Consider the following 15,315-nt stretch of genomic DNA (forward strand, 5'->3'; position numbering starts at 1 on the left):
TCATCACCTGACGCGGAACCGGGCGTCATACGCTTCGAGCACGCCGGCAGAAGACGGCCGCCCGGCGAGCCGAGAATCCGGAGAAGAGCGCACCCCCATGGCACGAGTCCTGCTCATCGAAGACGACCCCGCCGTGCAGCGAGGCGTCTCGCTCGCGCTGAAACGCCGGGGGCACGAGGTGGCCGTCGCGGGCAGCGGCGAGACAGGCCTGCTGTCCCTGGAGCGGCACCGGCCCGACCTGGTGCTGCTCGACCTCATGCTGCCGAACATGAGCGGTCTCGAGGTGTGCCGCCGCATCCGGGAGAGCAAGCGGATCCCGATCATCATCCTCTCCGCGCGCGGCGACGAGATCGACATGGTCGTCGGCCTGGAGGCCGGCGCCGACGACTACGTCGTCAAACCGGCGGGCGCCGAACTGCTGGAGGCACGCATCCGGGCGGTCCTGCGCCGGGTCGCGCCCGCCCAGGACGGCCTGCCCGGACAGGAGGCGGTCGCCGGCCCCGAACGGCACGCCGATCTCACGGTGGACCGCACCACCCTGGTTGTGGCCAAGCACGGCGCCGAACTCCCTCTCGCCCCCTCCGAGCTGAAGCTCCTGCTGTTCCTCACCGCCACCCCCGGCCAGGTGTACTCGCGCCAGCAGCTCCTGGAGCAGGTCTGGGAGCACTCCTTCTACGGCGATGTCCGCCTCGTCGACGCCTGCGTGATGCGGCTGCGCGCCCGCATCGAGGACGATCCGCGCGAGCCGGTGTACGTGCGGACCGTGCGCGGCTTCGGCTACCGCTTCGGTCCGCTGTGAGCAGGCTTCGGCCACCGGCTCGGTCGGCGGTGCGCGCACTCCGGCCGCACCTGCCCCGCGGGCTGCGGGTACGACTGGTCGTCGCCTTCCTCCTGGCCGCGGCCTTCGGCGCCCTGCTCACCGCGGGCCTCACCTTCCAGCGGGCCCGCGCGGCCATCCTCGACCGGGCCGAGGAGACCGCCGTCACCGATCTGCGCGCCCAACTCGACTCCCTCGCCCCCGACCTGACCCTCCCACCCACCACCGACGACCTGCGCGGGCTCACCCGGCAGCTCGACCAGGCCGGCGGCGCCCGGGCCTGGCACTCGTCCGCCTCCTACCGGGGCGGCGAACCGGTCGCGGCGTCCCCGGGAGCGCCCCCCGTCCCCGAGGAACTGCGCGAGACCGTCCGGGACAGCGGACGGGCCGTCCACCAGCGAACCGAACACGACGGCAGTCCCTGGCTGGCGCTCGGCATGCCCGTCACCTACAGCGACAGGCCAGGGAACACGGACACCACGACAGCCACTGCCACACCCACAGCCACCACCACGGGCACGGGCTCGGGCTCGGACACGCTGTCCGGGCTGACCGTGTACGCCGCCTTCCCCCTCGACGATGACCAGGCCGACATCGATGCCCTGGTCACCGCCGCCCAGGCGGGAGCCGTCCCCGCGCTCGGCCTCGCCCTCGTCCCCGCCCTCTTCGCGGCGCGCAGCGTCCTGCGCCCTGTACGCCGCCTGCGCCACGGCGCCGAACGCATCGCCGCCGGGGAGCTGACCACGCGCCTGGACACCGAGGGCCGGGACGAACTCGCCGACCTGACCCGCGCGTTCAACACCATGGCCGAGACCCTCGAGGGCGACGCCGCCGAACTGCGCAGGCTGGAGGCGGGCGCCCGCCGCTTCGCCGCCGACGTCGCCCACGAACTGCGCACCCCGCTGGCGGCCATGGCCGCGGTCACCGAGGTCCTCGACGAGGACGCCGCGTCGGGTGTGCTGCCCGCCGACACGGAGGACGCCGTCCGGCTGATCAGCGAGGAGGTCCGCACCCTGGCCCGGATGGTGGAGGACCTGATGGAGGTCTCCCGCTTCGACGCCAAGGCCGCCCCGGTCCACCGGGAGGACGTCGACCTGCGCACCCTGGTGACCAAGACCCTCCAACTGCGCGGCTGGGCCCACGGCGAGCGGGTCCGGGCCGACCTGCCCGAACCGGCCCCCGTACACGTCGACCCCCGCCGGATCGACGTCGTCCTCGGCAACCTGGTCGCCAACGCGCTGCACCACGGACGCCCGCCCGTGACGGTCGCCGTCCGCACGCGCGACGACCTGGTCCGGGTCACCGTCACCGACCACGGGCCCGGCATCCCGGACGACGTGCTCCCGCACGTCTTCGACCGCTTCTACAAGGCCGACGCGGCCCGCCCCCGTTCCGGCGGCAGCGGCCTGGGCCTGGCCATCGCCCACGAGAACGCCGCCCTGCACGGCGGCACCCTCACCGCCGCCAACCACCCCGACGGCGGTGCCGTGTTCACCCTCACCCTGCCCTCGGCCGCCTCCTCCCCGGGAACGACATGACCCGCCCCGCGCCGCCCCCGAGGCGGGCAGCCGTCGCCCTGACCGCACTGCTCGCCACCGTCGCGACCGGATGCGGCATCGGTACCACCGGCCCGGTGCGGGCCGGCCCGCCCGCGTCCGGCGTCCAGCGCCCCGGCACCGAGGCGAGCACCGTACGCCTGTACTTCGCCGGCCCCTACGGCACCCGCCCCGTCACCCGACCGACGGACGCCCCCCTCACCCCCCAGCAGGCGCTCGACCTCCTCCTGGACGGGCCCACCCCGGCCGAGCGGGAGCGGGGCCTGACGACCCACGTGGAGCCCGAGGCGGCCGGACGGCTCACCGCCACCGCCGGCGAGGGAGCCGTCGACGTCGTCGTTCCCGGCCAGGTCAGCAGCGGCCAACTGGATGTGACCGCGGTCGGCCAGCTGGTCTGCACCGCGGCCCACGCCGAGGTCCCGGGCGACCTGCCCGCCGGTGAGGTCGACGTCCGGATCCACGAGAACGGGATCAGCTCCGCCAGGCCCTGGACCCTCCGCTGCGGTGCGGGCGGCAACGCCACGCCCGTCACCGGCTGACCGGCGTCGGCTGCCCGCGGCAACGAAATGCGGCGTACACCCATGTTCGTGATCTACACCCGGGGGAGAGGAGTGCGGGAACGCACTACACCCGACGCAGTACGCCGGTCCAGACCCAGGGTCGGATCAAACGCCGGGAACCCCGGGCGAGCATGGATGTGTACCCCGGTCCGCGCCTCCGCCTTCCCCCCATGTGCCGGGTCTTCGTCCTGCCCGCAACCCGACGGATTGGTCCAAAAGGTGGCTACGTTTCTCTATCGACTCGGCCGGAGGGCGTTCCGGCGCCGCGGCCTCGTCGCCCTGCTGTGGGTGGCCATACTCGTGGGCGCCGGCGTCGCCTCGTCGGCCGCGCCCGCCCCTCCCGAAGACTCCTTCTCCATGCCGGGTACCGAGTCCCAGAAGGCGTTCGACCTGCTCGACGAGCAGTTCCCGGCCGCCAGTGCCGAAGGCGCCACCGCCCGCGTCGTGATCCGTGCCCCCGAGGGCGCGAAGATATCCGACGGAGCCGGCAAGGACCGGGTCCAGGACCTGGTCGCCGACCTGAAGGCCGGCCCACAGGTCGCCTCGGTGGACGACCCGTTCAAGGCGAACGCCGTCAGCAAGGACGGCACCACCGCCTACGCCTCCGTGACCTACAAGGTCAACGCGATGGAGCTGACCGACGAGGCGCGGGACTCGCTCACCGCCGCCACCGACACCGCCCGCGAGGGCGGGTACACCGTCGAGACCGGCGGCGACGCGGTCGTGGCCGAGCAGGAGATGGGCGGCACCGCCGAGCTGATCGGCATCGGCGTCGCCGCGATCGTGCTCCTGCTGACCTTCGGCTCACTGGTCGCGGCCGGTATGCCGCTGCTCTCGGCGATCATCGGTGTCGGCATCGGCATCTCCGCCATCGGGGCGCTGGGCAGCACCCTGGAGCTGTCCGCCACCACCTCCACGCTGGCCATGATGATCGGCCTCGCGGTCGCCATCGACTACGCCCTGTTCATCGTCTCCCGCTACCGGGCCGAGATAGCCGAGGGCCGCGCCCCCGAGGAGGCGGCCGGACGCGCGGTCGGCACCGCGGGCTCCGCGGTCGTCTTCGCCGGACTCACCGTCGTCGTGGCCCTCGCCGGGCTCGCCATCGTCAACATTCCGATCCTCACCAAGATGGGCCTCGCCGCCGCGGGCACCGTCGGCATCGCCGTGCTGATCGCCCTGACCCTCACCCCGGCCCTGCTCGGCTTCGCGGGCAAGAAGGCCCTCAGCCGCAAGGACCGCAAGGCATCCGCCGGGGCGCGGGCCGCCTCCGGCAAGCCGAAGCTCGGCACCCGCTGGGCCCGCTTCGTGCAGCGGCGCCCGGTCACCGTGCTGCTGACCGCGGTCCTCGGCCTCGGCGTGATCGCCGTACCGGCCGCCGGCATGGAGCTGGGCCTGCCCGACGAGGGCAGCTCGGCCCCCGACACCACCCAGCGCAAGGCCTACGACATGCTGTCCGAGTCCTTCGGGGCCGGGTTCAACGGCCCGTTCCTGATCGCCGTCGACGCGCGCGACGCCGACGACCCGAAGGCCGCCGCCGACACCGTGAGCGAGAAGATCACCGGACTGGGGAAGGCCGCGGCGGTCACCCCGGCCAGCTTCAACGAGAAGGGCGACACGGCCGTCCTCACCGTGGTGCCCAAGACCGGCCCGAGCGACGTCGCCACCGAGTCGCTGGTGCACGACATCCGCTCGCTGTCCGGCGGCATCGAGGCCGACACCGGCGCGACCATGCTGGTCACCGGCGCGACCGCGATGACGATCGACTTCTCGCAGACCCTGGACGACGCGCTCATCCCCTACCTGGCGCTGGTCGTCGGGCTCGCGTTCCTGCTCCTGATGCTGGTGTTCCGCTCGGTCCTCGTCCCGCTGAAGGCGGCCCTGGGCTTCCTGCTCTCGGTGGCCGCGGCGCTCGGCGCGGTGGTCGCGGTCTTCCAGTGGGGCTGGCTCGCCGACGTGTTCGGCGTGGACCAGCCGGGCCCGATCATGTCGATGATGCCCATCTTCATGATCGGCGTGGTCTTCGGCCTGGCCATGGACTACGAGGTCTTCCTCGTCACCCGCATGCGGGAGGCCTACGTCCACGGCCAGTCCGCCGCCGAGTCCGTCACCACGGGCTTCACCCACGGCGGACGGGTCGTCGCGGCGGCCGCGATCATCATGATCAGTGTCTTCTCCGGCTTCATCCTGGAGAACGACGCCATGATCAAGATGATGGGCTTCGGCCTCGCCATCGCGGTCCTCTTCGACGCCTTCGTGGTCCGCATGGCCATCGTTCCGGCCGTGCTCGCCCTGCTCGGCACCAAGGCGTGGTGGCTGCCCAAGTGGCTGGACCGCGTCCTGCCCAACGTCGACGTCGAGGGTGAGAAGCTGCACCGCGAACTCGGCGACGCCGCCGCGCCCCCGGAGCCCGCCCGGGAGCCGGAGACGGCCGGAGTCTGACACCCGCGTGCACGGCGGCCCCCGGTGACCTGGAAGCCCAGGTCATCGGGGGCCCTGTGTCACAGGTCCCCGACGGCGTCCGTGAGCGCCTGGTCGAGGACGGCGACGCCCCGGGCGATCTCGTCGTCGCTCGCGGTCAGGGGCGGCGCGATACGGAAGATGCCGCCCATTCCCGGGAGCTGGACGATGTTCATGTGCAGCCCCAGCTCGAAGCAGCGCCGGGTGACGGCGGCGCCGAGCCGGTCCGCCCCGCCGTCGCCCAGTACCTCGTCGCCGGCCAGTTCCATGCCCAGCAGCAGCCCGCGGCCCCGGACGTCGCCCACGACCCGGTGGCGGGCGGCCAGCTTGTCCAGGCCCTCCCGCAGCGCCGCGCCCAGGGTGCGTGCCCGCTCGTCCAGCCGGTCGCGGACCAGGACGTCGAGGACGGTGTTGCCCACGGCGGCCGGCAGCGGGTCGTTGACGTGCGTGGTGAAGAACAGGAACCCGCGCTCGTGCGCCCGCTGCTCGATCTCCGCGCTGGTCAGTACGGCGGCCAGCGGCAGCCCCGCGCCCAGCGTCTTGGACAGGGTGAGGATGTCCGGGACGACGCCCTCGTGCTCGAAGGCGTACCAGTCGCCGGTCCGGCACAGTCCCGTCTGGGCCTCGTCCAGGATCAGCAGCATGTCCCGCTCACGGCACTTGTCCTTCAGCGCGGCGAGATAGCCCGGCGGCAGCTCGACGACGCCGCCGGAGGAGAGGATCGGTTCCACCAGGCACGCGGCCAGACTGCCGACCGACTGCGCGTCGATCATCTCGAAGCCCAGGTCCAGCTGGCGGCGCCAGTCCAGCTCGCCGTCCGCGCCGACGACCGAGGGGTGGTAGCGGTCGGGCACCGGAAGCGCGAAGTTGCCCGGGGCCGCGGGGCCGTAGCCCTTGCGCCCGGCGCTGTAGGTGGCGTTCGCCGCGGCCTGGGTCATGCCGTGCCAGGACCGGGCGAAGGAGACGATCTCGTGGCGGCCGGTGACGAGCTTCGCCATCCGTACCGCGGCCTCGTTCGCCTCCGCCCCGGTGGTCAGCAGCAGCGCCTTGTCCAGCGGCTCGGGCAGGGTGCCGGCCAGGCGGCGGGCCAGCTCGACGACCGGGCGGCTGAGCATGCCGCTGTGCAGGTGGTCGAGGTGCGCGACCTGCTCGCGCACCGTGGACACGATCGCCGGATGGGAGTGCCCGAGGATGGCACTCATCTGACCGGAGGTGAAGTCCAGCAGCTCACGGCCGTTCTCCGTGAACACGGAGGTGCCCGCGGCGCGTACGACCACCTCGGGCGAGAAGGGCGCGTGGCCGGAGTAGCGGATCAGGTGACGCCCCGCGTCGGCGCCGGAAGAGTCGGAAGGCATGCGACCGACGTTAGGGACGGGCCACTGCGCGTGTCCATCGCACAATTTCGATGCATCTGTACGTCAGAACCGTACAGACCGGGCCGGTAGGCCGTACCATCGCCGCGTGCTCAACTCCGGACGCCTGCACCTGCTCAGCCGGCTCGACACGCTCGGCACCGTCCGCGCGGTCGCCGAAACGCTGCACCTGAGCGCGTCGACGGTCTCCCAGCAGCTGGCGGTGCTGGAGACCGAGACCCGGTGCCGGCTCGTCGAACGGACCGGGCGGCGGGTGCGGCTGACCCCGGCCGGGCTTCTGCTGGCCCGCAGGGGCCGGGAGATCCTGGACCGGATGGCCGACGTCGAGGCCGAACTGCGCGCCCTGAACGACGAACCCATCGGCACCGTCCGGCTCGGTGTGTTCCAGAGCGCGATCTACAGTCTCGCCGTCCCCGCGGCGAACCGGCTGGCCACGACCCACCCCCACCTGCACCTGGAACTCGTCGAGATGGAGCCGCACGAGAGCGGTCCCGCCCTGCGCTCGGGCGACGCCGACGTCATCGTCACCACCACCGACTACACCGGCCTGACCTGGGGCGCGGACATCGAGGTCATGACGCTGGGCAGTGACCCGGTCGTGCTGGTGCTGCCGCTCGGCCATCCGCTGGCCTCCCGCACCGCGGTGAACCTGGCGGCGTGCAAGGAGGAGACCTGGGCCTGCGACCGTCCGCAGTCGTACATGGCGGACCTGACCGTGCGGCTGTGCCGCGAGGCCGGGTTCGAGCCCCGGGTGGCCTGCCGGTTCAGCAACTACCTCATGCTGCTGCGGCACGTCGAGACGACGGGGTCGATCGGTCTGCTGCCCGCCCTCGCCGTCACGGCCGACCACGCCGTCGTCACCCGGCGGCTGAGCCCACCGGTGCACCGCAACGTCGCCGTCGTGGTGCGGCGCGGCGCGCCCCGGCGCGCGGCGGTGAACGCGGTCATCGCCGCCCTGCGCGACCATCCGGAGATCGAGGCCCTGGCCGCCCCGGACCCGGCCCGCGAGCACGGGGACGACGGCCGGAACCTCTGACGGCTCCCGGGCGGGAGGTCAGGAGCCGACGGCCGCGGGACCCTCGGCACCGGCCTCGCCGGCCGGTCTGAACTCGACGGCGACGACGCCGTCCACGCTCCGGCAGTGCTCCTCCAGGAGCGGGGCGGACACGTCGGCCGGGAGCCGGCCACTGAGCACGACATGGCCGTGCACCACGTCCACCTGCACCGACGACGGCGCCAGGCCGAGTGCCTTCACCAGGGCCTCTTCGATGATCTCGGTGCGGATCGCGCGGTCCGTGCGCAGGAAGACCCGCAGCAGGTCGCTCCTGCTGACGACCCCGGCAAGGCGCCCGTCCTCGTCGACGACCAGCAGCCGTTTGATGCGGTGCCGGGCCATCACCCGGGCGGCTTCCACCACGCTCCAGCTCTCGCGGGCACACAGCGGGGGCGAGGTCATCAGACCGTCCGCGTCCGTGGCGTCCGCCTTGCCGGCCGCCGCCGCCCGGGACCACTCGGCGTGCTCGGGCGAACCGTCGGGCTCCCCGCCCCACATCTTCTGCAGAAGGTCCGCCTCCGACACCACCCCCACGGGACGGTTCTCCCCGTCGACCACCGGCACCGCCGTGATGTCGTACTCCAGCAGCAGGTGGGCGATCTCCTTGAACGGTGTGCCGCGCTGCACGCGCACCACGGCGTCACTCATCAGGTCGCGCACCGTCTGGTGTTTCATCGAGCGTCTTCCCCTCCGCTGCCGGCCCCCGCGGACCGGCGTTCGTCCTTCTCGTCCGTGAAAACGATCGGCCGGCCCCCGGAGTGCCCCGCCACCGCGCGGGGACTGACGAGGAGCAGTGCGATGTCGTCGCCCGGCGTGGGCGCGTGCCGGATGAGGGTCTCGGCCATGGCGTCGAGGTCGCCGGGATCACCGTGTTCCAGGAGCCCCGCGAGAGCCGCGATCGCGTCGTCGAGGTCGACTCCGGGCGCCTCGACCAGGCCGTCGGTGTAGAGGGCGAGCACACAGCCGGGCGGCAGCGGGAACTCCAGCGAGGGGTACACGGTGTCCGGCTCGATGCCGAGGAGCAGACCGGGAGGGACACGCAGGGGCTCGACACGCCCGTCGGCGTGGCGCAGCAGGGGAGGGGGGTGCCCGGCCAGCGCCACGCAGGCACGGTGGGCGGCGAGGTCGAGGTGGACGTAGGCACAACTGGTGAACAGGCCGGGGTCCAGGTCGGTGAGCAGGCGGTTGGTGCGGGCCAGGACGTCGCCGGGGGGCGCACCCACGGTCGCGTGCGCGTGCACGGCGGTGCGGACCTGCCCCATGAGGGCCGCCGCGTCCACGTTGTGTCCCTGTACGTCGCCGATGGTGACGGCGGCCGTGCGCTCGTCGAGACGGATGACGTCGTAGAAGTCGCCGCCGATGCCCAGCCCCCGGGCCGCCGGGAGGTAGCGGGCGGCGACGTTCAGACCGGGCACGTGGGGGAGGGAGTGGGGCAGCAGGGCCGACTGGAGGCGGTGGGCGAGGTGGTGCTTGGCGTCGTAGAGCAGGGCCCGGTCCAGGGCCTGTCCGACCAGACCGGCCAGTGACGTGAGGGCGGCCCGTTCGCCGGGCGGGAAGACGTGGGGCCGTTGGTAGGAGAGCAGAAGGGAGCCGATGGGGCGGCCGGAGGCGATCAGCGGCAGCACGGCCCAGGCGGCCATCCCGTCCTCGTGCGTCATCGCGGGATAGGCCTCGTGGAGTTCTTCGAACGTCGGCCAGAAACCGGGGACCCCCGTGGCGATGACGTCGGCGCCGGGGACGGCCGAGGACAGGGGGAGCCCGTTGAAGTGCTTCAGGAGCTCCGGTTGGTAGCCGCGCTGGCCGACGATCCTCAGGTGGCCGTCCTCCGGGACCATCACCACCATGCCCTGCGCACCCAGTGCGGGCATCAGCTGGTCGGCGGTCTGCTCGACCACGTCCGGCACGCTGACGGCCTCGGTCAGCGTGGAGGCCAGGTGCATCAGGTGGTACAGCACCGTGGCCCGGCTGGGGCCCGTGCCCCGCGCCGACCGGGACGGGGACGCGTCCGCGCCCGGGCTGCCGGGGAGGATGCGGACACTCAGCCCCGTGGCGTCCGGGTACAGCTCGAAGGCCAGCCACGTCTGCGGCGGGCGGAGCACCGTGAACGCCTGCGGGCTGCGGCTGACCAGCGCGGCCCGGTAGCGGTCCTCCACGTGCGGCACGTCCATCCAGGGCAGCGCCTCCCACGGCAGTGCGCCCAGCAGCAGGGACCGGTCGACACCGAGCAGTTCCGCGGCCCCCGGGGTCACGAAGGTCAGGCGTCCTTGCAGGTCCAGCGCGCACGAACCGCCGGGCAGGCGGTCCACGAACGCGGACAGCGCGGCCGCCTCGACGGGGGAGGAGGGGCGCGGGGAGGGCGGCGGCAGGGTCCGGGGGCGGTCCTGCCGCAGCGGCTCGCCACGGGCCAACGCCCGCTCCATGCTGTCACCCAGGCGGCGGCAGCCCGCCCGGACGGCGTCCTGTTCGCCGCCGCTCAGCCCGGCCGGGTGGTTGCCGGCCCACAGCAGCACCAGCCCGCCCCGGACGGCCGTGCCCGAGATCACCGGCGCGGCCGCGAGACCGAACTCGTACGGCAGGACGAGCGCCAGCCGCGGGTACTGGCGTGCCATGTTCTCCCGGCCGCCGGCCCACACCAGACGGCGTTCGCGGACCGCGTCCGCGACGGGCATGGGATCCCCCAGCCCGACCCGCCGCCACGGGGCGGCCATCTCCTGCGGGACCCCCGTGACCAGGACCTGCCAGACGGCGTCCTCGCCCGGCGGCAGTACGTACAGGATTCCTCCGTACGCACCGCTCGCCCGCACCACCGCGGCCATCGCGGAGTCCATCAGCCGTCCACCCGCGTCCGCGCAGACAGGGCTGCCCGACGCCGGCCACCCCGAACATCACCCATATCTGGACACTACGCCCGTCCCGCCGCGACGGCATGCGTGGGAGCGGCGGGACGGGGCCGCCGCTCAGTCCCGGTCGCCGCGCCCCTGCGACCTGCGCTTCACATACAGCCGGCCGTCCGCCGGTCCGGTCCACTCCAGCCGTACGACACCGGGTACGGCCGACTCCGCGACGCGGGACGCGTCGGACCAGTAGCCGGCGGCGGGGTTCAGGAAGTACGTCGCCCACAGGTCGCCCTTGTGGTCGGCGAAGAAGTTGTTGTGACCGGCCCCGACCCCCGCGGTGTACCGCTTCGAGTACGGTCCCTCGAACCGGTCGGCCACGGCGACGACCGCGTCGTACTGGTACTGCACCCGGCCGGTCGCGGGCTGGTCGTAGGCTTGGCGGACGGTGCCGTCGGCGTTGACCGACGTCCGGTCCCAGGCGGCGTGGACGAGGTGGTACTTGCCCTTGTGCTTGAACACGTACGCGCCCTCGAGGTAGGGCTCCGGGGAGTAGGGGGTTTGCCGGAACCGGGGCAGGTTCGTCGTCGTGACGATGTCCTCCATGTCGTCCCGGAACCTCGCGTACAGGTCGTTGTGGAGCACGAGCCACGCGTCGTCGCCCTCGGTGAAGAGGCCGCCGTCGATGTGGTGGTAGGCGCCGGGCTCGATGAACTTCGGACCGCCGATGAAGGAGTCGCCGAAGGGCTTCTCCAGGTTCCCCTCGATCAGCCGGTACGGGCCCTCGACCCCGCCCTCGCTCACCAGCATGAACGAGCCGACCTTGCGGGAGTGGTCGCCCATGCACGCCACGAGGTACCAGGTGCCGCGGAAGTAGTGCAGCTCCGGCGCCCAGGCCTGACCGCGCTTGCCGAACCGCTCGTCGTGCCAGTACTCCTGCCAGGGCGCGACGACCGTGCGCCCGGGCCGGTTCTCCCCGGCGAACTCGGGCGACCACACCTTGCCCCGCTCGGCCCCGGGCCGGATGCCGGCGGTGTCGGCCAGCCGCCACGGCCCCTCGAGGGAGGGGGCCAGCCACACGAAGATCCCGTCGTTCCAGGGACCGGCGGCCTCGAGCCCGGGTACCCGGGAGGTGCCCGTGGCGACGTACAGCGGACGGCCGTCGACGACGAAGCAGTTCACGTAGGTGTCGCGCATCCACACCGTGCCGCGCTCCTCGTCACGGGGACGCAGCTCCAGCGGGAGGACGAACGAGTTGTCCTCGCGCGGCCACAGGTCCCTCCGCGTGTCCGCCACGCCGTACTGCTCGGGGTCGGGCCAGTTCCGCGCGCGGTGCCTCGACGCCCCGGCCGCCGGGGAAGCGGGGGCGCCGGCGGGAGCCGCCTGCGCGGTGCTCGCCGGCAGGGCGAACGCCGCCCCCACACCGGCGGCGCCGGCCAGCAGGGAGCGTCGGTGGAGTCCGTACTCGGCATCGGTCATCAGTCGGGTTCTCCTTGGTCGTCCCCGTCCGGGAACCGGGGGGCGGCACACGAGCCGCACGACGGGGGTACGGCGCACAGCATGCGAACCCCGCGCATTTACGTCAACAGGCCGGACGAATAATCCCGTCGGAACGTCGCTTCCGTGGTCCCGGCCACCAGGCAATGTGAACGCTTCGTTGCATCTTTCCGTCGGAGTGTTGACGGAATAATCGAGCCTCCCTACCTTGACCGGCATGCAGATGCCCAGCGGAGTGCACGCACTGGTCAGGCGGACCCACGAAGAGCGCGTGATGCGTGCGCTCCAGGAGAACGGCGCCATGAGCCGCGGCGAGATCGCCCGGGTCGTGGGCCTGTCGCGCACCACCCTGTCCGAGATCACCGGCAACCTCCTGCAACGAGGCGCCATCGTCGTCGTGGACACCGACGCCTCCCGGCGCGAGGGCAGCGGGCGGCCGGCCGAACGGCTGGCCCTCGACCCGGCCTCCGCGCAGTTCATGGGCGTCGACTTCGGACACCGGCGGGTGCACGTCGTCGTCGCGGACGCCTCGCACGAGATCATGGTCTCGGGCTCCGTCCGCTACGAGGACACCGCGACCTGGAAGACCCGCACCGAACTGGCCCTGGAACTGGTCGACCGGCTGAGCCGCGAGGCCGGAGTCCACTACGGGGCGCTGCAAGGCATCGGCATCGGTGTGCCCGGCCCCTACCCGGCACCGGAGGGAGCCGCCTGGCCCCGCGCCGCGGCGGGCACCACCGTGCTCCGCCCGGCACCCGAGGGCGTCGACGTGGCCTTCGCCGAGCGCTTCGACGCACCGGTGATCGTCGACAACAACACCCGCCTGGCCGCCCTGGCCGAGGCGATCAGCGGCGCCGACAGCGTCGCCGACCTGGTGTACGTACGGCTGTCGGACGGCGTCGGCGGCGGTCTCGTCGTCGGCGGCCAGCTGGTGACCGGCTCGTCCGGACTGGCCGGCGAGCTGGGCCACGTGACCGTCGAACCGGCGGGCCGGCCCTGCCGGTGCGGCAAGCGGGGCTGTCTGGAGACCGTGGCCTCCGTGCCCGGCATCCTCGCCGCCTGCTGGGAGTTCGGACTGCGCCTGGAGAACCTCGACGACCTCGCCGCCGCCGTGCGCCGCGCCCACCCCGTGGCGGACCGGGTGCTGCGGGAGGCCGCGGGGGCACTGGGGCGGGTGGTCGGCGCCGCGACCATGATGCTGAACCCGGCGAAGGTGGTCGTCGGAGGCGAGATCACCCGGCTGGCGCCCGTCCTCGTGGAGCAGGTCGCCGCCACCCTCGCCGCCGAGATCTTCCCGACCGCCTCGGCCGGGCCCGTCGTCGCCGCGGCCCGGCTCTCCGACGACGACGGCGCCATCGGCGCGCTCGCCGCCGTCTTCCACAGCTCACCCCTCCTGGCGAGGTACCCCGAAACCGCCGAGGTGAAGGGCCGTTCCGACGCGCCCGACTCCGCCACCGAAGGAGCCGCCCATGTCCGTCCTTGACAAGCGGAGCGCCGGCCAGCGGCACTCGCAGCCCGAGAAGGAGCCCGGGACCGTGCCCGGGTCCGAAGCGGGCGACACCACCGCGGGCGGCACCAAGTCCGCGCGGGAGCCCTCCCGTTCCGGCCGGCGCGGGCTTCCGCTCGCCCTCAACGCCGTGTCCGTCGCGCTCGGCATCGCCCTCTGGTGGGCCCTCGCGTCCGCCGGGTTCAAGCTGCCGACCCCGCCCGAGGTCGTCTCCCGGGCCGGCACGCTGATCAGCGACGGGACGCTCGCCGACGACGCGCTGGCCAGCCTGACCCGGGTCCTCATCGGCTTCGCGCTGGGCACGGCCGTGGCCGTCCCGGTGGGTTTCCTGATGGGCTGGTACGGCATCCTGCGCGGACTGATCGAACCCTGGATCCAGTTCTTCCGCACCATCCCGCCGTTGGCGATCATCCCGCTCGCCGTGGTCGCCATGGGCATCGACGAGACGCCGAAGATCTTCGTCATCTTCCTCGCCGCGTTCCTGGCCTGCGTGATCTCCACCTTCCAGGGCGTGGTGAACGTCGACCGCACCCTGATCAACGCCGCCCGGGTCCTCGGCGCGGGCGACGCCACGATCTTCGCCCGCGTGGTGGTGCCGGCGTCCACGCCCTTCATCCTCGTCGGCATGCGGGTCGGCCTCGGCTCGGCCTGGGCGACCCTGGTCGCCGCCGAGCTGATCGCCGCCCAGGAGGGCCTCGGCTACCGCATGCAGAACGCGCAGCTCTACTACGACCTCCCGACCATCTTCGTCGGGCTGATCTCGATCGGAATCCTCGGTCTCCTCATGGACCGCGTCCTCCTCCTCGCCGAACGCCGGCTCACCCGATGGCAGGAACGCCGATGACCAGCACAGAAGCCAAGATCTCCGTCCAGCACGTCACCAAGACCTTCTCGCTGGGCCGGGAGACCTTCACCGCCCTCGACGACGTGTCCCTCGACATCGCGAACCACGAGTTCGTCACCGTCGTCGGCCCCTCCGGGTGCGGCAAGAGCACGCTGATGAACATCCTCGCCGGACTCGAGACACCCACGGCCGGCCGCGCCCTGGTGGACGGCGCCCCCGTCTCCGGCCCCGGCCCCGAGCGCGGCGTGATCTTCCAGCAGTACGCCCTCTTCCCCTGGCTGACCGTGCGTCAGAACGTCGAGTTCGGGCTCCGCACCACGGGCGTGCCCAAGGCGGAACGACGCGCCAGGGCCGAGCACTTCATCGAACTCGTCGGCCTGGAACGCTTCGCCGACGCGCTCCCCAAGACCCTCTCCGGCGGCATGCGCCAGCGCTGCGCCATCGCCCGCGCCTACGCCGTCGACCCCTCGATCCTGCTGATGGACGAACCCTTCGGCGCCCTCGACGCGCTCACCCGGGTCAAACTCCAGGAGCAGCTGCTGAAGACCTGGAGCCAGGACAAACGCACGGTCCTGTTCATCACCCACGACGTCGACGAGGCCGTGTTCCTGGCCAACCGGGTCGTCGTGATGGCAGCCCGCCCCGGACGCGTCTACGACGTCATCGACGTCGACCCGGCCATCGTGCGCGACGAGGCCTTCCGGCTCAGCCCCGAGTTCGCCGCCCTGCGCAACCGCGTGTGGCACTCCGTCTACCACCAGGAAGGCCGCACCGCCGCCCTTTCCGGTTCCCACTCCTCCCCGTCATGACCCGGAA

The 15,315-nt window shown here is 72.7% G+C and carries 12 protein-coding genes; 8 read left to right on the forward strand and 4 right to left on the reverse strand.

What is annotated here, in order from left to right; translation table 11 throughout:
* The first annotated feature begins 97 nt into the window (after positions 1 to 97).
* The 4 genes from OHA99_RS35020 to OHA99_RS35035 all read left to right on the forward strand — a co-directional run bounded on the left by OHA99_RS35020 (position 98) and on the right by OHA99_RS35035 (position 5,372).
* Positions 98 to 799, forward strand: coding sequence for a response regulator transcription factor (locus tag OHA99_RS35020; RefSeq protein ID WP_153181429.1), 702 nt, complete (start codon positions 98 to 100; stop codon positions 797 to 799).
* Positions 796 to 2,355, forward strand: coding sequence for an ATP-binding protein (locus OHA99_RS35025; RefSeq protein WP_405698752.1), 1,560 nt, complete (start codon positions 796 to 798; stop codon positions 2,353 to 2,355). The genes OHA99_RS35020 and OHA99_RS35025 overlap by 4 nt, the downstream gene beginning before the upstream one ends.
* The gene (locus OHA99_RS35030; protein WP_153181431.1) at positions 2,352 to 2,912 is read left to right on the forward strand and encodes a GerMN domain-containing protein; all 561 of its coding nucleotides are present in this window, start codon (positions 2,352 to 2,354) and stop codon (positions 2,910 to 2,912) included. The genes OHA99_RS35025 and OHA99_RS35030 overlap by 4 nt, the downstream gene beginning before the upstream one ends.
* A gap of 240 nt (positions 2,913 to 3,152) precedes the next feature.
* Positions 3,153 to 5,372, forward strand: a complete 2,220-nt coding sequence (locus tag OHA99_RS35035; RefSeq protein WP_405698754.1) for an MMPL family transporter — start codon at positions 3,153 to 3,155, stop codon at positions 5,370 to 5,372.
* Positions 5,373 to 5,431: 59 nt separating this feature from the next.
* Here OHA99_RS35035 and OHA99_RS35040 read toward each other — a convergent pair whose 3' ends face one another.
* Positions 5,432 to 6,745, reverse strand: a complete 1,314-nt coding sequence (locus OHA99_RS35040; RefSeq protein WP_153181433.1) for an aspartate aminotransferase family protein — start codon at positions 6,743 to 6,745, stop codon at positions 5,432 to 5,434.
* Between the two features lie 106 nt (positions 6,746 to 6,851).
* Between OHA99_RS35040 and OHA99_RS35045 the strand changes: the two genes are divergently transcribed.
* Entirely contained in the window at positions 6,852 to 7,799 is a 948-nt protein-coding gene (locus OHA99_RS35045; RefSeq protein WP_381587146.1) for a LysR family transcriptional regulator, read from the forward strand.
* A gap of 18 nt (positions 7,800 to 7,817) precedes the next feature.
* Here the strand turns inward: OHA99_RS35045 and OHA99_RS35050 are convergent, their stop codons facing one another.
* From OHA99_RS35050 to OHA99_RS35060, 3 genes are all read right to left on the reverse strand, one after another.
* The gene (locus OHA99_RS35050; protein WP_153181435.1) at positions 7,818 to 8,492 is read right to left on the reverse strand and encodes a CBS domain-containing protein; all 675 of its coding nucleotides are present in this window, start codon (positions 8,490 to 8,492) and stop codon (positions 7,818 to 7,820) included.
* Entirely contained in the window at positions 8,489 to 10,645 is a 2,157-nt protein-coding gene (locus OHA99_RS35055; protein WP_405698755.1) for a SpoIIE family protein phosphatase, read from the reverse strand. The genes OHA99_RS35050 and OHA99_RS35055 overlap by 4 nt, the downstream gene beginning before the upstream one ends.
* A 129-nt stretch (positions 10,646 to 10,774) precedes the next feature.
* Positions 10,775 to 12,130 carry a family 43 glycosylhydrolase gene (locus OHA99_RS35060; RefSeq protein ID WP_405698756.1) on the reverse strand — a complete coding sequence of 452 codons (1,356 nt, stop codon included), beginning with the start codon at positions 12,128 to 12,130 and terminating at the stop codon, positions 10,775 to 10,777.
* A 235-nt stretch (positions 12,131 to 12,365) separates the two neighbouring features.
* Between OHA99_RS35060 and OHA99_RS35065 the strand changes: the two genes are divergently transcribed.
* From OHA99_RS35065 to OHA99_RS35075, 3 genes are read left to right on the forward strand one after another with little or no spacing between them, the layout of a single operon-like run.
* The gene (locus OHA99_RS35065; RefSeq protein ID WP_164386047.1) at positions 12,366 to 13,631 is read left to right on the forward strand and encodes an ROK family transcriptional regulator; all 1,266 of its coding nucleotides are present in this window, start codon (positions 12,366 to 12,368) and stop codon (positions 13,629 to 13,631) included.
* Entirely contained in the window at positions 13,618 to 14,499 is an 882-nt protein-coding gene (locus OHA99_RS35070; RefSeq protein ID WP_345964429.1) for an ABC transporter permease, read from the forward strand. The genes OHA99_RS35065 and OHA99_RS35070 overlap by 14 nt, the downstream gene beginning before the upstream one ends.
* On the forward strand, positions 14,496 to 15,308 hold the full coding sequence (locus OHA99_RS35075; RefSeq protein WP_007387996.1) for an ABC transporter ATP-binding protein: 813 nt from the start codon (positions 14,496 to 14,498) through the stop codon (positions 15,306 to 15,308). Before OHA99_RS35070 ends, OHA99_RS35075 begins: the two co-directional genes overlap by 4 nt.
* Positions 15,309 to 15,315: the final 7 nt, after the last annotated feature.

Origin of the sequence: Streptomyces coelicoflavus, assembly GCF_045041415.1 — a bacterium.
Taxonomy (GTDB): domain Bacteria; phylum Actinomycetota; class Actinomycetes; order Streptomycetales; family Streptomycetaceae; genus Streptomyces; species Streptomyces coelicoflavus.